14 protein-coding genes and 1 other RNA gene are annotated in these 17,337 nt (G+C 67.2%); 11 read left to right on the top strand and 4 right to left on the bottom strand.

Annotated elements, in window-relative coordinates:
• Positions 1-138: 138 nt before the first annotated feature.
• Positions 139-1,287, bottom strand: coding sequence for a c-type cytochrome (locus tag ACSSV4_RS05790; RefSeq protein WP_454274042.1), 1,149 nt, complete (start codon positions 1,285-1,287; stop codon positions 139-141).
• Between the two features lie 119 nt (positions 1,288-1,406).
• Between ACSSV4_RS05790 and ACSSV4_RS05785 the strand changes: the two genes are divergently transcribed.
• Positions 1,407-2,249: a prephenate dehydratase gene (locus tag ACSSV4_RS05785; protein ID WP_454274041.1), complete on the top strand. Its 843-nt coding sequence runs from the start codon at positions 1,407-1,409 to the stop codon at positions 2,247-2,249.
• Between the two features lie 57 nt (positions 2,250-2,306).
• Here the strand turns inward: ACSSV4_RS05785 and ACSSV4_RS05780 are convergent, their stop codons facing one another.
• Positions 2,307-3,737, bottom strand: a complete 1,431-nt coding sequence (locus ACSSV4_RS05780) for an NCS1 family nucleobase:cation symporter-1 (protein ID WP_454274040.1) — start codon at positions 3,735-3,737, stop codon at positions 2,307-2,309.
• Positions 3,738-3,889: 152 nt separating this feature from the next.
• On the opposite strand from ACSSV4_RS05780, the gene ACSSV4_RS05775 reads away from it, so the two are divergent.
• Positions 3,890-4,585 (top strand): GntR family transcriptional regulator, encoded by a 696-nt coding sequence (locus tag ACSSV4_RS05775; protein WP_454274039.1) that lies wholly within the window; start codon positions 3,890-3,892, stop codon positions 4,583-4,585.
• A 9-nt stretch (positions 4,586-4,594) separates the two neighbouring features.
• On the opposite strand, the gene ACSSV4_RS05770 is transcribed toward ACSSV4_RS05775, so the two are convergent.
• Together ACSSV4_RS05770 and nudC are read right to left on the bottom strand one after the other, a co-directional pair.
• The gene (locus ACSSV4_RS05770) at positions 4,595-5,062 is read right to left on the bottom strand and encodes an SRPBCC family protein (RefSeq protein ID WP_454274038.1); all 468 of its coding nucleotides are present in this window, start codon (positions 5,060-5,062) and stop codon (positions 4,595-4,597) included.
• A 54-nt stretch (positions 5,063-5,116) separates the two neighbouring features.
• On the bottom strand, positions 5,117-6,088 hold the full coding sequence (gene nudC / locus ACSSV4_RS05765) for an NAD(+) diphosphatase (RefSeq protein WP_454274037.1): 972 nt from the start codon (positions 6,086-6,088) through the stop codon (positions 5,117-5,119).
• Positions 6,089-6,325: 237 nt separating this feature from the next.
• Between nudC and ACSSV4_RS05760 the strand changes: the two genes are divergently transcribed.
• The 9 genes from ACSSV4_RS05760 (at position 6,326) to ACSSV4_RS05720 (ending at position 17,095) form a co-directional block, all read left to right on the top strand.
• Positions 6,326-8,275, top strand: coding sequence for a bifunctional 2',3'-cyclic-nucleotide 2'-phosphodiesterase/3'-nucleotidase (locus ACSSV4_RS05760; RefSeq protein ID WP_454274036.1), 1,950 nt, complete (start codon positions 6,326-6,328; stop codon positions 8,273-8,275).
• Positions 8,273-8,371: signal recognition particle sRNA small type (gene ffs / locus ACSSV4_RS05755), an RNA gene on the top strand. The genes ACSSV4_RS05760 and ffs overlap by 3 nt, the downstream gene beginning before the upstream one ends.
• 448 nt (positions 8,372-8,819) lie before the next feature.
• Positions 8,820-10,781 (top strand): TonB-dependent receptor, encoded by a 1,962-nt coding sequence (locus ACSSV4_RS05750; protein ID WP_454274035.1) that lies wholly within the window; start codon positions 8,820-8,822, stop codon positions 10,779-10,781.
• A gap of 106 nt (positions 10,782-10,887) precedes the next feature.
• Complete coding sequence (locus ACSSV4_RS05745; protein ID WP_454274034.1) at positions 10,888-11,514, top strand: hypothetical protein; 627 nt, start codon at positions 10,888-10,890, stop codon at positions 11,512-11,514.
• Positions 11,507-12,271 (top strand): ABC transporter ATP-binding protein, encoded by a 765-nt coding sequence (locus tag ACSSV4_RS05740; protein WP_454274033.1) that lies wholly within the window; start codon positions 11,507-11,509, stop codon positions 12,269-12,271. Before ACSSV4_RS05745 ends, ACSSV4_RS05740 begins: the two co-directional genes overlap by 8 nt.
• Positions 12,272-12,282: 11 nt before the next feature.
• A complete protein-coding gene (locus ACSSV4_RS05735; protein ID WP_454274032.1) occupies positions 12,283-13,167 on the top strand; it encodes an ABC transporter substrate-binding protein in 885 nt (294 codons plus the stop codon).
• Positions 13,164-14,057 (top strand): ABC transporter substrate-binding protein, encoded by an 894-nt coding sequence (locus tag ACSSV4_RS05730; RefSeq protein WP_454274031.1) that lies wholly within the window; start codon positions 13,164-13,166, stop codon positions 14,055-14,057. Before ACSSV4_RS05735 ends, ACSSV4_RS05730 begins: the two co-directional genes overlap by 4 nt.
• Positions 14,054-16,012, top strand: coding sequence for a Fe(3+)-hydroxamate ABC transporter permease FhuB (gene fhuB, locus ACSSV4_RS05725; protein ID WP_454274030.1), 1,959 nt, complete (start codon positions 14,054-14,056; stop codon positions 16,010-16,012). The genes ACSSV4_RS05730 and fhuB overlap by 4 nt, the downstream gene beginning before the upstream one ends.
• A gap of 348 nt (positions 16,013-16,360) precedes the next feature.
• Positions 16,361-17,095, top strand: a complete 735-nt coding sequence (locus tag ACSSV4_RS05720; protein WP_454274029.1) for a calcium-binding protein — start codon at positions 16,361-16,363, stop codon at positions 17,093-17,095.
• The last annotated feature ends 242 nt before the right edge of the window (positions 17,096-17,337 follow it).

Raw genomic sequence — 17,337 nt, 5'->3', positions numbered from 1 at the left:
TATTCTGTATCTGGCGCTTGATCCGTCCCCGGCAAGCTAAGGAGGGGGGGCAGCTTGTTCAAGCGCCGATAGCCGTGGCCCATGAAAAAGGCCGCCACCCGTCCGGGCAGCGGCCATGATCGTGACAGGATACGGGGCTCAGTTGCCGATGGTCTGGAGATAGGCCATCAGGTCGGCGCGGTCCTGCTCGTCCTTGAGACCGGCAAAGCCCATCCGGTTGCCCGGTGCGAATTCGCGCGGGTTTGCGATCCAGGCGCTGAGTTGGTCGAGCGTCCATGCCCCGTCGATGCCCTTGAGCGCGTCGGAATAGTTGAACCCCTCAACCCCGGCGATGTCGCGGCCCACGACACCATAGAGATGCGGCCCGACCCCGTTCGCGCCATCCTCAAGCTTGTGGCAGGCCTGGCAACGGCGGAAGAGTTTCTCGCCCTGGCCCGCATCGGCGGAGGCAACCATGGCGGCGAATTCTGACCCGCCTGCATCCGCGCTTTGGGTCTCCTCGGTGGCGGCCTCTTCAGCCGGCGCTTCCTCGGCAGCTGTTTCCTCTGCAGGGGCTTCCTCGGTCGCCGCGTCCTCTGCCGGAGCTTCCTCTGCGGGCGCTTCCTCTGCAGGCGCTTCCTCTGCGGGGGCTTCCTCGGTCGCCGGTTCCTCAGTGGAGGCTTCCTCGGTGCCGGCCTCTTCAGCCGGGGCCTCTTCAGCAGACGTTTGCTCTGCCGCAGCGTCCTCTGCGGGGGCTTCGGCGGAGGCTTCGATAGCTATATCGGTCTCACCATCTGACTGGTCGAGATAGGCGATCACGTCGGCGCGATCCGCGGACTTGCCCAGACCGGCAAAGCCCATGCTGGTGCCCGGCGCGTAGCCTGCCGGATTTTCGAGAAAGGCATAGAGGTTCTCGGCGGTCCAGACATCCGCCGCCTCGCTCAGCGCGCCGGAATAGCTGAACCCGTCGACAGACCCGACATCGCGGCCGACCACGTCATAGAGATGCGGGCCAACCCCGTTCGCGCCGTCCTCGACCTGGTGGCAGGCCTTGCACTTGTTGAACACGCGCTCGCCCTTGGAGGCATCTGCCGAGGCAAAGATCGCGGCCATGTCAGGCGCTTCGTCGGCGACCTCTTCTTCGGCCGCGTCTCCGCCGGTGTCGATCACGTAGCCCTGCGCGTGATCCTCACCGTGCCCGCCGCCCATGGAATAGATCGACTCGGCCGCCCAGTTACCCAACAGGAAAATGAGCAGGGCCCCGCAAAACGCCCCGGCGGTCTTGGTCAGTGTCATTGTGTCGAACATTGGCTCGCTTCCGTTTGCTCTGTCGCTTGGGCGCGTATCTATCCGCTTCCCCTACCGCCGCGCAAGGTGTAGTTTCCGCGACCAAACGCCCTTCCGGGCCGAAATTACGGAAAAACCGCATGACAAACCGCATCGCCTTTCAGGGAGAGCCGGGCGCCTATTCGCATCAGGCCTGCGTCGAGACATATCCGGGGATGGAGCCGCTGCCCTGCCGCACCTTCGAGGACGCGATCGCGGCGGTGCGCGAGGGACGCGCGGATCTGGCCATGCTGCCGGTCGAAAACTCGACCTTCGGCCGGGTCGCCGACATCCACCACCTGCTGCCCGAATCGGGGCTGCATATCGTGGGTGAGGCCTTTGTGCGGGTGCATATCAACCTGCTTGCCCTGCCCGGCGTGCGTCTCGACCAGATCGAAGAGGCGATGAGCCACACCATGCTTCTGGGCCAGTGCCGCGCCTTTCTGGAGCGCCACGGCATCCACCGCGTGACCGGCGCCGACACCGCCGGATCGGCCCGCCACGTGGCCGAAGAGGGCCGCCCGGAACTGGCAGCACTCGCCAGCGAACTGGCAGGCGATATCTACGGCCTCGAGGTCGTCGCCCGGCATATCGAGGACGAGGGCACCAACACCACCCGCTTTCTGGTGATGGCGCGCGAGCCCGATTTTGCAGAGCGCGGCGAGAACGGGATGATGACGACGCTGGTGTTTCGCCTGCGCTCGATCCCGGCAGGGCTCTACAAGGCGCTTGGCGGCTTTGCCACCAATGGCGTCAACATGACCAAGCTGGAAAGCTACATGATCGGCGGCAATTTCAACGTCGTGCAGTTCTACGCCGATATCGAGGGCCATCCGGACGATCCCGCTGTCGCACGCGCGCTCGATGAGCTGGATTACTTCACCTCGGACATCACCATTCTCGGGGTCTATCCTGCCGATCCGCGACGCCACGAGGAAAACTGACGCCAAAAAGACGAAGCCCGGCACGGGGCCGGGCTTCGCAGGTGTCTCGCGCTCGCCTCACACCAGATGTGACGCCCGACAGCGGACAAAGTAGATGATCCCGCCCAGAATGGCCCCGATCACCCAGGCATAGCCCGCAAGCTGGCTCAACGCAGGCACCCAGACCGTCGCCACCGAAAACACCGCCGCGATCCCGAAAGCCAGCAGCGCATTGCGGTTCCAGCCGCCGCTATAGTGATAGGTGCCGCCCTCCATGTCATAAAGATCATCGCGCTTCAGCGCCTCCTTGCGCAGCAGGTAGTAATCCACGATCATGATCCCGTAGATCGGGGCCAGCGTCGCGCCCAGCGTGTTGACGAAGCCGCTGATCCCGAATTCGCTGATGAAGCTGGTCCAGAACCCGCCGATCACGAGGGCAAAGACCGAGGTGATCAGCCCCGCCTTGCGGAACCCGATCTTGGAGGGCGCAAGGCTGGCGATGCCGTTCACCGCCGGGATGAAATTGGCCACAAGGTTGATGCCCACCGTGGCCGCGAAAAAGGTGATCGCCGCGATGACACCCAGAAGCACACTGTCGGTGCGCCCCACGATCTCGGTCGGGTTGATGATCGCCTCGCCATAGACCACCGCCGCGCCCGCCGTGGTCAGCAATGCCAGCGCCGAAAACAGGATCATGTTGAACGGCAGCCCCACGAGGTTGCCCACGACCATCGCGCGCTTGTCCCGTGCGTAGCGCGAGAAATCGCTGAAATTGATCATCACGGCGGCGAAATAGGCCACCATCGTACCGATGATCGCGATAAACCCGTTGAACTCCGTGGCCCAGGTCGCGTCCGGATTGGCAAAGATCGTCTGCGCCTGCGACAAAAGCTGGCCATCGGATTTCACCCACAGCACGGCCAGAAGGCCGATCATCACCAGATAGACGAAGGGCCCGGCGATGTTGAGAAAGGTCTCGACCCAACCCATGCCGCGCCAGAAGATCACGATGTGAAACGCCCAGACCAGCACGAACGAGAGCCAGTCGATGCCGGTCAGCCCCAGAACCTCTGTCCCGCCGGTGATGCCGGTCACCGACCGGATCAGCAGCGCCAGCGCGGTCGAGGCGAAATAGACCTGCACCCCGTACCAGAACACCGCCACCGTAGAGCGCAGCACCGCCGGCAGCATCGCCCCCGCCGTGCCCATGCTGGCACGCGCGAAGACCGGATAGGGAATGCCGTATTTCTCGCCCGCCGCCCCCGAAAGGTTCACCAGGAACATCACGAACAGCCCCGCACAGATCAGCGCGGCAAACGCCGTCCAGCCGCTCACCCCATAGGAAATGAACAGCGAGGCGACCAATGAGTAGCCAAAGAGCGACTGGATATCATTGGCCCAGACGTTGAAGATGGCGAACCAGCCCCAGGTCTTCTGATCGGGCGTTACCGGGTCGAGAGTGTCGTCGCCGCCCTGCGCGGCCTGTCCGTCGAGTGTCATCGTCTGCATCTCAAAACTCCCTGTTATGGCCGCGCATGGCGATGTTGCTCATCGCACGTGTTTGACTGGCGGCTGAGATCGCGCGTCTGATATTGTATCTGAAATGTTAGATGCTATGTTACCCTGTGATAATGCCCGAATTGAAAAAGGACTTTCAAGGATTGCAAGATACTCAAGTCTCCTCCGCCACGGCTGCTCCAGTTTCGAACGGCGGCGAGGGCCTGACTGATCAGGCCCATCAGGCGCTGCTGGACCGCCTGCGCGATGGCCGTCTGCCCGGCGGCAGTTTCCTGTCGATGCCGATGCTGGTCGCGGATCTCGGCCTGCCGATGGCCGCCACCCGCGAGGCCGTCAAACGCGCCGAGGCGAGCGGCCTGCTCCGCATCCTGCCCAAGCGCGGGATCACGGTGATGGATGCCGGGCCGAAGACCACCCGCGAATGCCTCGAATTGCGCGCCATGTTCGATTGCGAGGGCGCGCGGCGGATCATCGAAACCGGCGCGCCGTTTCCGCTCGCGCCGCTGCGCGCCGCGCATGAACGCCTGCGCGACGCCGCCGGTGCCGCCATCACCGCTGACCTGCCGCGCCACGCGATCACGACAGACCTGTCCCTGCACGACGCGCTCGCAGGCGGGCTTGGCTCGACGCTTGCCCGCCGCCTCTATGCCGAGAACCGCGACCGCATCGCCATCATCCAGAACAGCCGCCCCTTTCTCGCCGACCGGATCGCCTCGGCGATGCGCGAACATCTCGCGATCCTCGACGCGATGGAGGCCGGGGACAGCGCGCGAACAGAGGCCGAGATCCGCGACCACCTGCGGCACACCCTGCGCTGGTGGGGGATCTATCCCGCGTGACGCAAGCCCTCAGGCGTTGCGCTTGAACCGCTCTTCGAGATCCACGGCGTAATCCGCCACGCGCAGCCGAAACCGCTTGGTCAGATTGGCGCGCGCCAGCTTGAGCGATTGCACCATCAGCCGACCGGAAATGCTGCGCGGCTCCAGCACCAGATCGACCGAGAGGCGTGTACGCCCACGCGACAGCGCCACCAGATCGACCCGCATGCGCCCCAGAACGCCGGGCGAGCGTGCCTCCAGCCCGATGCCGTTGGGCGGGTCATATTCCACCAGTTCGATATCCATCTCGCGCTTGCGCCCGCGCAGCATGAAGCGCGCGTGCCAGCTCATCCCGACAGCCGGGGCGTCGAGCGCGTCCGTGCGCTGCACCTCGGCGCCACGCCGCAGCGCTGACCGCTCGAAAGCCTGAAAATCGGTGATTTCCCGAAAAACCGCGTCTATCGGTGCCTCGATGTCTTCCTTGCTGCTGAACTGCATGCGCTATCTACCTGCCTGCCTCGTGACGACCTGAACCTCGGGCGCAGTGTCGCCTCAATCCAGCGTATCGGCAAGCCAGTTCTGCAACAGGAAATGCGCGATCGCCCCTTTTCGGGCGGGCAGGACATCCGGGTTTTCACCGGCGAAGGCGGCCAGAACCTCCTCCCGCGTCATCCAGCGGGCATCCTCGATCTCATGCGGGTCGATGGTGATCTCATGGCTCAGCGCCTCACCGTGACAGCCAAACATCAAGGACGCCGGAAACGGCCAGGGCTGGCTTGCCAGATAGCCGACATGCCCCACCCGCACGCCCGCCTCTTCCCAGACCTCGCGGCGCACGGCGGCCTCGATCGTCTCACCCGGCTCGATAAAGCCCGCCAGCAGCGAGTACATCCCCTCGGGCCAACCGGGCGAACGCCCCATCAGCACCGAGTTACCATGTGTGATCAACATGATGACCACCGGATCGGTGCGCGGGAAATGCTGCCCGCCACAATGGTCGCAGGCGCGCTGCCACCCGGCCCGGATCATCCGGCTTTCGTTGCCGCATCGCGCGCAGAACCGATGCGTGACATGCCAGCCGAAGACCGCCTTGGCGGTGGCCGCAAGCTCTGCCTCGCGCGGGCCCAGATGCGACATCACCCGGCGCAATTCGGCAAAGGCGCTGCCCTCCGGCAGGTCGGGATGAACCTGCTCGGTCGCGTCCAGAAATGTATCGAGCTGATCGGGCGCAAGCCCCGGCGGCACCCAGGCGGAAATGTCATGCGCAAGCAGCAATTCACCGCTCTCGTCACGGCCCAGAAGGATCGGGGGAACATGATAGCGCGCCAGCACCGGATGATCGGCGGCCACATAGATCAAGCGATCCAGCGTCCCGGCGGCCAGCAGCGGCTTGCCCCGCCAGAGCACGACCGAGCGCGCCCGCCCCTCGGCCATCGCCGCCGCAATCGCCTCCGCATCGCCGCGCAACTCGTCCGCACGGTCCAGACCCGATCCCCCGAATGTCACCCGCTCTGCCCGTCGCATCCCGTTCTCCTGCCCCTGTGCCGCGCCTTACTTTCACGGCCAGGCCGGGGAAGGCAAGCCGATCTCATGCTGCGCGCCCTGTGCCAAGAGCGGGCGAACACGATAAGTTCAACCCTGGGTGTATTGAAATTTCTGCATTTAAACTCATACAGTACAACCATGGGATCTGCCTGAAGGACTGTGGCCTTGCGCGTTTCGATCCGCCCCACGCATGTTGAACAATGTAGCCGTTTCACTTTGACTAGGACCCCATCCACCCGGACCGCGCCCGACGACGCGCCGCCAACCGTGACGCTGCGCATCCTGGTGACCACAGATGTGCATGGCCATATCCTGCCCTTCGACTATTTCACCCACGCGGGCAACCGGCCCCACGGGCTCGCCCGCATCGCCACACTGGTTGAGCGCGCGCGGGCCGCAATCGGCGAGGAAAACTGCCTTCTGCTCGACAACGGCGATTTCCTGCAAGGCACCGCGCTCAGCGACATGACGGCGCAGCCCGGTCAGGGCTGGCGCGGGCCGCATCCGGTGCTGCGGACCATGAACCTGATGGGTTATGACGCCGCCACTCTCGGCAATCACGAGTTCAATTTCGGCCTCGACTGGCTCCGCGAGACACTGCGCGCGGCGCAATTCCCGCTGACCTGCGCCAATGCGGTGACGCGGATGGGCGATGACCCCACCGAAGACGAGACCCTGATGCCCCCCTACCTCTTGCTCGAGCGCGGGCTGCGCGACCGCGACGGCACGCGCCATGCGCTGCGCATCGGGCTGATCGGGCTGACCCCGCCGCAGATCACCACCTGGGATCACGCCCATCTGTCGGGCCGAGTGCAGGCGCGCGACATGGTCGAGACGGCGCGCGCCTGGATCCCGGTGATGCGCGCGCAGGGGGCCGACTTGGTGATCGCCCTCGCCCATAGCGGCATCGAGCAGGGCCCCGAGACCCCGATGATGGAAAACGCGGCCCGGGCGCTGGCGCAACTGCCGGGGATCGACGCGGTGCTGGCCGGGCATTGCCACCGCCGCTTTCCCGGCCCGGATCACGCGGGCACGCCGGGGGCCGATCTCGAACGGGCCACGCTGCACGGCACGCCGTGCCTCAATGCGGGCTTCGGCGGCTCGCATCTGGGGCAGCTCGATCTCGAACTCGCGCGGCAGGATGGCGCCTGGCGCATCGCGCGGCATCGCGCGGCGCTGATCCCGGCGCAAGACGCCCCGCCCCACAGGGACGTCACCCGGGCGCTTGCGCGGGCGCATGCCCACACGATCCGCCTGACGGATCGCGTGATCGGCGCGACCACCGCGCCGCTGCACAGCTATCTCGCGCTGCTGCGCAACGATTCGGCCACGCAACTCGTCAATGACGCGCAACGCACGGTGCTGGCCGAGGCGCTGCGCGACACCCCGCATGCCGATCTGCCGGTGCTCTCGGCCTCGGCCCCGTTCAAGACCGGCGGGCGCGGCGGGGGCGATCACTATACCGATATCCCCGCCGGGCCGCTGCGGCTGCGCAACATTGCCGATCTCTACGGCTTTCCCAACACGCTCTGCGGGCTGATCGTGACCGGCGCGGAACTGCGCGACTGGCTGGAACGCGCGGCGATCTGTTTCAACCGGATCACTGCGGGCACCGCACCGCAGCCGCTGCTCGATCCGCGCGTGCCGGGGCATGATTTCGACGTGATCGACGGGCTCAGCTACAGCATCGACCTCTCGGAACCGGCGCGCTATGACCTTCACGGAAAACTTGTCGCACCCATGGCCCGACGGATCCGCGATCTGGAGCATGCCGGGCAGCCGGTGAAGGACAGCGACCGCTTCGCCATCGCCACCAACAGCTATCGCGCCTGGGGCGGCGGGCCGTTTGCCGCGCTCGCCGCGCGCGGTCGGGTGCACCACAGCAGCCGCCCTATCAGCGATCTGATCGTCGATCATGTGGCGCGTCGCGGCACGCTGGTGCCCATGGCGCGCGACACATGGCGCTTTGCCCCCCTGCCCCGCGCCACGGTCGAGATCGAGACCGGGCCGGGCCTGCGCGCCCACGCGCCGGAAATCGCGGCGCTCGGTGCCGTCGATGCCGGAACCAACGAGCGCGGCTTTCTCCGCCTGCACCTGTCACTGGCGCGAACCGCATCGCAGCCTTCCCTTGCGAATCCCTTCAAGGCGGCCTATCTGTCCCGGTGAGAGGTTGGCGCGGGCAGGCACCTCGCCAACCCGGTCAGATCCGGAAGGAAGCAGCCGTAACGAGCCACGCTTGGGTCGTTGTCCAACCTCTCACCCTTTCCTCCACTCATCCGGTGAAACCAAAGCCCCTTCAAACAGGGCATGCTGGACGTTCGTCGGGTACAGTTCTGTTTACAATGGCGGATCGTGATGGCGGGCAACCTCAGAACCATGGTGAACCGCAACCGGCATAAACGCCCGACTGTGGGCGTCGAAACATCTGCGCAGGCGCATCGCCACGACCGCCTTGCGCACCCCTCTCGGCGGGCGATTTCCTAGCCTTTCGAGTGGTTGACTCTATTGGTCAACTTACTTATCAGGGCCGAACCGCAATCCCCCAGCATGCGCCAGGCAATTGCATCGACAAGAAAATGAACGATCATGATCGGGGGATCAAGAAATGGAACTACAGCGGCCCTTGGCCGTCTGCCTGGCTGCGTTGACTGCGTTTCCGGCCATCGCGCAGACGACGAATGAAGACGAAACCGTTAAACTGGGCACCCTCATGCTCGAGTCGGCGAACCGCACGGAGACACCGGTCGACGAGACCACCCGCTCGGTCAGCGTGGTCGATCGCGCTACGCTGCAGGAGCAGCGCCGGGTCGACAACAACATCGCCGATATCCTGTCTAAACAGGTGCCCGGCTTCAGCCAGAGCACCGAGGCCAACACCGATTTCGGCCAGACCCTGCGCGGACGGCCGTTCCTGACGCTGATCGACGGCGTGCCGCAATCGACGCCGCTGCGCGACGGGCGGCGCTCGCTCAATTCGATCAGCCCCGAGGCCATCGAACAGGTCGAGATCATCCGCGGCGGCACCGCGATGTATGGCTTTGGTGCCACCGGCGGTCTGGTCAATATCATCACCAAGCGCCCCGAGGACGGCGAATTCAACCTCGAGGTCGGGGCCGGGCTCAGTTTCTCGACCGAGCATATGGACGACTCCTTCAACTGGGAGACGAATATCAACGCCTCCGGGCGGACCGGCAGGCTCGACTACGTGTTCAGCGGCTCGTTCCTGCAACGCGGCGGGCGCTTCGATGCCGATGGCGACCGTATCCCGGCCGACCCGACCGGCGCGCAGGGCGGTATCGCCGACAGCGACACCGCAAACCTGATGCTCAAGCTGGGCTATCAGCTGACCGAGGATCAGCGGCTCGAGGTCAGCACGCTCTATTACGACATGCAGCAGGACAGCGATTTCGCCGGGCTCAGCTTTGCCGGCGATCCCGACACCGACACCAAGACCCCGGCGCTGCCCGGCAACTTCAACCCGGTCGATCCCGGCACCGAGAACCGCAATATCAGCTTCACCTACACCCATGACGACCTGCTGGGCAGCAGCGTCGATCTGCAGCTTTACCATGCCGATCTCGATGTGGTGTTCAGCAAGTTTCCCGGTTTCCCGCAGACCCGCATCGCATCCGAGAAGCTGGGCAGCCGACTGACCGTCGAGACGCCGGTCAATCTGGCCGGTGCGGGGTTCGATGTCATCTGGGGGTTCGATTACCTGCATGACGAGACCGAGCAGACCTCGACCGATGCGCCGAACACCGATCCCTTCCTCGAGCAGGACGCCTATGCCGGGTTCGTGCAACTCGACGTGCCGCTGGGCGACATTGCCAAGCTGAGCGGCGGCGTGCGCCACGAGATCATTGACGTGGAGGTGAGCGATTTCACCCGCGCCGACGGCACCTTCGTGCCCGGCGGCACGCTGGAATTCGACGAGACGCTGTTCAATCTCAGCGGCACGCTGTTCCTCACCGACCGCACCGATCTCTATGCCGGGTTCTCGCAAGGGTTCACCGTCGCCGATATCGGGCGCTCGATCACCGACAATACCTTCGCAACCACGAGCGAGGCCAAATCCGAGGCGCAGAAGACCGACAATTACGAGATCGGCCTCCGGACACGGCAGAATCGCTGGGACGGGACCATCGCCGCATTCTTCAACGAATCCGACAACGGCACGACCTTTGACCAGAACCTCAATATCGTGAAGCAGCCCGAGCAAATCTGGGGGGTCGAGGCGACGCTCGATGTCTATGCCACCGATACGCTTTCCGTCGGCGGCACCTTCACCTGGATGGAGGGCGAGGTCGATCTCGACGGCGACGGCAGTTTCGAAGAGGATCTGCCCAGCACCCGGATCGCACCGGCCAAGATCACCGCCTATGCCGCCTATGCGCCGAGCGACAAATGGAACGCCCGGCTGCAGGCGCTCTATTCCGCGAACCGGGACGTGAACAGCACGCAGTTCGGCGGAACCCGTGATATCGACGATTATCTCGTCTTCGATCTGTCCGGTGAAATCCACGAGGTTGCGGGCGGCACGGTCGAAATGGGGATCGAGAACATCTTCAACAACGACTACACGCCGGTGATCAACCAGGCCTACGACTCGTCCTTTGCCTTTGCGCGTGCGCCGGGGCGGACGGTGTCACTCGGATATACCCGGCGGTTCTGAGATGGGATGCGAGGGCCTGTCGCTCTCCTTGCGGCTTCCGCGCCTGGCGCGGGAGCTTCACGCGGTTTTGCCGGGCTATGCCTTGTGCGACGCAGGGGCAGCCGCTGTGCCTGCCCGTGACGCGGATCGGATCGGGCAGGTGATCGCCGGGATCGGCCCCGGCGGCGGCCCGGCCCATGTGGCGATGCGGGCCTGGAACGTGATCATCTGGCAACCCGTCCTGATCGCCGTGCTCTGTGCCGAGGCCGAGGGGCGCGCGGCGGCGGTGGATCAGGCCGCCTATCGCATGGTGCCACCCTTCGGCTGTCATCTGCGGCAGGTGCCGCAACCGTCCGGGGATGTGCGCCGCCTGGCCGCCACGCACCTGAGCCGCTGCACCGCCGCCAGTCTCGAGGCTCTGTCGCAGCGCGTGCGCCTGCGCCCGGAACTGGCGCGGCGGCAATTGGCCGACCGGGTGCTCGGCGTGCTCCACCGCCGCGCCATGCTGGGCCTTGCCCCGGTTGCCGCCACGCAAGCGGCGGCGACGGACTGGCTCGCCGCGCTCGACCTTGATGGCCTGAGCGCGCTCGAGTCGATGCCCCTCGATGACGGCTCCGAGGGGCTGTGGCTCTGCCGCCGCTCCTGCTGCCTGGAATACCGCGCCGTGCCGGATTTCCTCTGCACGACCTGCCCGAGGCGCGACCGCGCCACCCGAATCGCACTCAGCCGGGAGGAGTGGCAGGCCCATGTTTGACCTTGAGGGCCTGAGCGTCGCCCGCGACGGGCGCGAGATCCTGCGGATCGACCGGCTGACGCTCGGGGCCGAAGGGGTGACCGTGATCCTTGGGCATAACGGCTCTGGCAAGTCCACGCTGATGGCGCTCTTGGCCCGGCAGATGCGCCCCGATGCGGGCCGGATCACGCTGGAGGGGCAGGCGCTCGACCGCTACCGGCAAAAGCAACTGGCGCGGCGCGTCTCCTACCTGCCGCAGCGCCTGCCGCCCGTGGCGGGGCTCAGCGTGCGTGATCTGGCGGGTCTGGGCCGCTTCGCCTGGCGCGGCGCGCTGGGGCGGATGGGGCCCGCCGATCACGCGGTGATCGCGCAGGCGATGCGCGACACCGGCTGCGAGGGGCTGGCCGATCATCTGGTCGATACCGCCTCGGGCGGCGAGCGACAGCGCGCCTGGATCGCGATGCTGCTGGCGCAGGAGGCGCCCGTGCTGCTGCTGGACGAGCCCACGGCCGCGCTCGATCTTGCGCATGCCTACGAGGTGATGGCGCTCCTGCACCGGCTCAGCCGCGCGGCGGGGCGGCATGTCATCACCGTCCTGCACGACATCAACCTCGCCGCGCGCCACGCCGACCGGATCGTGGCGCTGAAGGCGGGGCGGGTCGCCTTTGACGGCCCGCCCGAGGCGATGCTCGACCCGGCGGTGCTGCGCCACCTCTACGGCATCGAAATGACACTGCTGCCGCATCCCGGCGGCCCGCCGCAGGCGGTGGTGGCCTGAAAGGAGACATCATGCGACACGCTTTAATCAGCCTCGCGCTTTTCCTGATGCTGCCGCTTGGCACCGCCCGGGCAGAGGATGCCCCGCCCGAACGCATCGCCGCGCTGAGCTGGTCCTTGGCGGAATTGCTGATCGAGCTCGATATCCGGCCCGTGGGCGTCGCCGATGTGGCGGGCTACCGGCAATGGGCCGTGCGCCCGGCACTGCCCGAGGGCATCCCCGATCTCGGCCTGCGGCAGGAGCCGAACGTGGAGCGGCTGGCGGCGCTTGCCCCCGACCTCATCCTCGCCTCCGACCAGCAGGCGGATCTCGTGCCGGTGCTGGAACGGGTCGCGCCGGTGCGGCTGATCCGGGGCTTCGACGCCGCGCAGGACAATGCGTTAGCGAGCCGTGCCGCCTATCTCGACCTCGCGCGCCTGACAGGGCGCGAGGCGCTGGCGCATGAGCGGCTCGCGGCGCTCGACGCGCGCATCGCGGCGGCGGGGGCGCGGGTGCGCGATCATTTCGGCGGCGCGGTGCCACCCGTCCTGCCCGTGCGTCTGCTGACCCCCGAGAGCCTGCGCCTGCATGGCGCGAATTCCATGGCGCTCGCCGCGCTGGAAGGGATGGGCCTGGAGCATCCCGCACCGGGAGATCCCACCGAATGGGGCTTCGTGCAGAAGCGGATCGAGGATCTGGCACAGTTCGAGCAGGCGATTGTCCTGCAGATCGGCCCCTTCGCCGAGCAGGGCGCGCTCGCGGCCCGTGCGATCTGGCAATTCATGCCGTTCATCCGCGCGGGCCGCTATGCCGAGACCCGCCCGGTCTGGACCTTCGGCGGCGTTTTCTCGCTGGGCTACCTGGCCGAGGCCTTCGGCGATGCGCTGTTCACCATCGACCCGGAGGCCGCGCGATGACGCGGGCGCTCGCGCTGTTGCTCTTGCTATGGACCGGGCTGGCGCAGGCCGGGCCGGTCAGCGTGGAGGATCGACGCGGGACGCAGGGCTTCACAGAGCGGCCCGAACGTGTTGCCGTGCTCGACTGGGCGCTGGCGCAGCAGGTGCTCGATCTCGACATCGTGCCGGTAGCGGCACCAGAGATCGCACTCTATTCCGAATGGGTGGCAACGCCGCCGATCCCCGACACGGTGACCGACATAGGCCGCCGCGACGCGCCCGATCTCGAACGGCTCGCGGCGCTTGCGCCGGACGTGATCCTCGTCGCCGACGCCACCCCGGAGGACGTGGCGCGGCTGGAACGGATCGCGCCGGTTTTGGCCTTCGACGCGTTCGACGCGGCGCAGGACACCATAGCGGCGGCGCGGCGCATCTACCTGACGCTCGCCCGGCTGCTGCATCGACAAGAGCTGGCGCGGGCGCGGCTGGCCGAGATGGACAAGGAGATCGACCGGCTCGCCCGCGATCTGAGCGACAGCCCGATCCGCGAGGCCGCGATCATCCGCCTGAACGACGCCGCCACGGTCTGGGTCTATGGCGACAATTCCTTTGCCCAAGCCGCGCTCGACCGGCTGGGGCTCGAGAATGCCCTGCCGCAAGCGCCGAGCCGCTGGGGCGTGGCGCAACGCCCGCTCGACGTGCTGGCCGGCGTCGAGACCGGCGCGGTGCTGACGATCCGGCCGCACGGGCCGGGGGCCGCAGTCTTCGACAGCCCGGTCTGGCGCTTCCTGCCCGCCGTGGCCGAAGACCGCTTTGCCGAGATACCGCCGCTCTGGAGCTATGGCGGCATCCTGTCGCTTGGTCGCCACGCGCAGGCAATCCATGCCGCGCTCACCGACCTCGCCCCATGATCCGCGCCGTTCTGATCGCGGCGGCGGTGCTGGCCATGGCCGCGGCGCATCTGGCGGCGGGCAGCGATCTGGCCCTGCCGCGCATGGTGGCGCTGGCACTCGGGGCCGAACCGCAGGCCTTTGCCGATGTGCAATTCACCCATGCCGCGCTGCCGCGTCTTGTGATGGCGGCGCTCTGCGGGGCGGCGCTTGGCCTTGCGGGCAGTCTCTTTCAGCAAGTCACGCAAAACCCGCTGGCCGCACCACTGACGCTCGGCGCGGCCTCGGGGGCGTGGCTCGCGCTGGTGGTGGCGACGCTGGTCTTTCCCGCGCTGGCGGCGGATCATGGCGAATGGGTGGCCTTCGCCGGGGCGACAATCGCCTTCGGCCTGGTGGTGGCGATCGCGGGGCTGCGCGGGCTGACCGGCATGGGCGCGGTGCTGGCGGGGATGGCGGTGAACCTGCTGTTCGGCGCCATCGCCGCCACGATCGTGCTGCTGCAAATCCCCTATTTCGGGCATCTCTTCATCTGGGGCGCGGGCGATCTGGGGCAGTCGGGCTGGGACAAGGCACTGTGGCTCGCGCCCCGCCTGCTGCCGCTGCTGGCGCTGTCGCTGCTGCTGGCGCGGGGCCTCGCGCTCCTGCGCACCGGCGCCGAGGGGGCCGAGGCGCGGGGTCTGTCGCTGCTGCCGTTCCTCGCGCTTGCCGCCGCGCTGGCGCTGGGGCTCACGGCGCACGCGGTGGCGGCGGTGGGGCTCATCGGCTTTGTCGGGCTGGTCGCGCCCAACCTCGCCCGCCTGGCCGGGGCACGCCACCCGCGCGCGGAGTTGCTGGCGAGCATCGGCCTCGGCGCAGGGCTGCTCCTGGCCACGGACCTGCTGGCGCTCCTTGCCAATCAGGTCACGCGCGACCTGGTGCCGAGCGGGGCCGTGGCAGCGCTGGTGGGGGCCCCGGCGTTGATCTGGCTGATGCGGCGTCGGCTGGGGGCCGGGGATCAGGCGGTCTACCGCCTGCCGCCGGGTCCCGCGCGGGTGCCCGACCCCGTCTGGCTGGGCCTCATGCTGGCCGCGCTGGCCATCACCCTCACCGCACTCACGCTGGGTCGCACCGAGGCGGGCTGGCAAGCGGCATGGCCCACCCCGCTCACCTTCGATCTGCGCTGGCCGCGCGTGCTGGGCGCGGCGGCGGCGGGGCTCGCCATGGCGCTTTCGGGCGTGATCCTGCAACGGCTGATCCGCAACCCGCTCGCCAGCCCCGACATCATGGGCATGACCGCCGGGGCCACCTTCGCGCTGGTCGGCACGGCGCTCCTCGGCGGTGGCTCGATCCACGAGGTGGGGGCGGGCACCGCGATCCTCGGCAGCCTGCTGGTGCTGGCCCTCCTGCTCGCGCTGGGGCGACGGCACGATCATGCGCCCACGGTGCTGGCGCTGACGGGCATCGCGCTCGCGGCACTCATCGACGCGCTGGTGAAGGTGGCGCTCGCCGTCGGCAGCCAGGACAGCTACGCGATCATCGGCTGGCTCGGTGGCTCGACCTATCGGGTCACCGGGGCAGAGGCCGGGCAACTGGCGCTGACGGCCCTGCTGGGCCTCGGGCTGGTGCTGATGCTGCGGCGGTGGCTCACGCTCCTGTCGGCGGGGGACGACATGGCACTGGCACGAGGGCTATCGCTCAGGCTGGCGCGGCCTCTCTGCCTCACGCTCGCGGCGGCGCTGGCGGCGCTGGTCACGGCATGGCTCGGGCCGGTGGCCTTCGTCGGGCTCTTGGCACCGCATGCGGCGGTGATGCTGGGCGCGCGCCGCGTGACGGCGCAGGCGCTGATGGCGGGTGGCATCGGCGCGGTGCTGATGGTGGGCTCCGACTGGCTCGGGCGCATGGCGCTCCATCCGATGCAGCTTCCGGCAGGCAGCGTGGCCTCGGTTCTCGGTGGGGGCTATTTCCTCTGGCTGCTGCTGCGACGGCGGGTGCTGTAGCCCGCTGCGGCGCACCTGGCACGGTCGCACCTGGACCAACACAAGCCAGGCCGCGCGGCCCCCGGGCTGAACCGTTCACTCAGACCGTGCCAGCCCTGCGCCAACCATGCGGTTCCAGCTCGTCCCGGTCGGGGGATGAGAGGATCATGCCGTGACCACACGCGGTGCATGGTGCGGGGCCCTGACAGGCCGGCGGCAGGGTAGGCCGTGTCGCGAGGCCGGGTTGTGCCGCAGGATGCGTGACGCGCCGTTCCGGCACCGCAAGCTGCAGAGCTGAGGTTGAAAAAGACTGTGCAATCACGGGTGAACAAGGCCATTGACGCCACGTCACCCCGAATTCCGAACCGCATGACCGGAGGATCGCCTATCGGCCCGCCCGTCGTCCTGCAACGGTACACCCTCACAGCCGCTGCGGAAGAGGCGGGCCTCTCCCGTCTCTACGGCGGCATCCACATCCAGGATGGCAACCTCGACGGGCTGACGCTCGGTGAACAGGTGGCCGAGGCGGCCGCACCCCGCTGGGACGCGCTTTTCACACGCGGTGGCGATGACCTCATCGACGCCGATCCGGAGGGCGGACTCATCATTGCCGGGAGTGATGATGATACCGTCATCGGCGCGGGCACCGAGGACAGCATTGAAGGCGGGTCCGGGAACGACATTCTCCTCGGCGGGGCTGGCAATGACACCATCGACGGGGGCGATGACGTGATCAATACCGGCATCGGCTTCGATCTGGTGGAGGCCGGGGGCGGCGATGATCTGGTGCAGGGGCTCAACGGTTTCGACACGCTGAATGGCGGCGCGGGCACTGACGTGCTGCGCGGCGGGCTCGGGGCGGATACTTTCGTGTTCCGCGCAGGCTCGGGCAATGATCGGGTGGTGGATTTCGGCAACGTGGACGCGGTCGAGATCGAGGCGGCGCTGCTGGGCGGCGGCACGCCCGATCCGGCGGATCTCATCCCCTTCGCGACGCGCGACGCCGACGGCTTCCTGCTGCTCGATTTCGGGGGCGGCGACACGCTGACCTTCACCGGCATCACCAATTCCGCGGCCATCCTCGACGATGTGAGCTTCATCTGAGGCTGGGCGCGAATGGACCGGCGGCGCAGGTCGCCGGCCCTCACGAATCCGTCTATGCGCAAACGGCGCTGGCTGCGTGATCGCCGCCTGCACCAACTGCCAGCGCGGCGTTTCAGCGACACCTCAATCAGCGTTTCATTCCATGGTTTCGGAGCTTTCAGCCGACACGATTGAATGACCTTTCAATCAATGACTTGATTCCCGAGCGGCGTCCCCTCTAAAATTTGATCAAAAATCAGAAT

The sequence above is a fragment of the Roseovarius sp. MBR-154 genome (assembly GCF_053628595.1).
The sequence above is the reverse complement of the archived record's forward strand: the minus strand, read 5'-3'. Positions and strand labels throughout refer to the sequence as shown.

Excerpts from the sequence above, each read along its gene's own strand:
- ACSSV4_RS05790 (WP_454274042.1), bottom strand. The coding sequence starts at position 1,287 with ATGTTCGACACAATGACACTGACCAAGACCGCCGGGGCGTTTTGCGGG.
- ACSSV4_RS05785 (WP_454274041.1), top strand. The coding sequence starts at position 1,407 with ATGACAAACCGCATCGCCTTTCAGGGAGAGCCGGGCGCCTATTCGCAT.
- ACSSV4_RS05780 (WP_454274040.1), bottom strand. The coding sequence starts at position 3,737 with ATGCAGACGATGACACTCGACGGACAGGCCGCGCAGGGCGGCGACGAC.
- ACSSV4_RS05770 (WP_454274038.1), bottom strand. The coding sequence starts at position 5,062 with ATGCAGTTCAGCAGCAAGGAAGACATCGAGGCACCGATAGACGCGGTT.
- nudC (WP_454274037.1), bottom strand. The coding sequence starts at position 6,088 with ATGCGACGGGCAGAGCGGGTGACATTCGGGGGATCGGGTCTGGACCGT.
- ACSSV4_RS05750 (WP_454274035.1), top strand. The coding sequence starts at position 8,820 with ATGCTCGAGTCGGCGAACCGCACGGAGACACCGGTCGACGAGACCACC.
- ACSSV4_RS05740 (WP_454274033.1), top strand. The coding sequence starts at position 11,507 with ATGTTTGACCTTGAGGGCCTGAGCGTCGCCCGCGACGGGCGCGAGATC.
- ACSSV4_RS05735 (WP_454274032.1), top strand. The coding sequence starts at position 12,283 with ATGCGACACGCTTTAATCAGCCTCGCGCTTTTCCTGATGCTGCCGCTT.
- ACSSV4_RS05730 (WP_454274031.1), top strand. The coding sequence starts at position 13,164 with ATGACGCGGGCGCTCGCGCTGTTGCTCTTGCTATGGACCGGGCTGGCG.
- fhuB (WP_454274030.1), top strand. The coding sequence starts at position 14,054 with ATGATCCGCGCCGTTCTGATCGCGGCGGCGGTGCTGGCCATGGCCGCG.
- ACSSV4_RS05720 (WP_454274029.1), top strand. The coding sequence starts at position 16,361 with ATGACCGGAGGATCGCCTATCGGCCCGCCCGTCGTCCTGCAACGGTAC.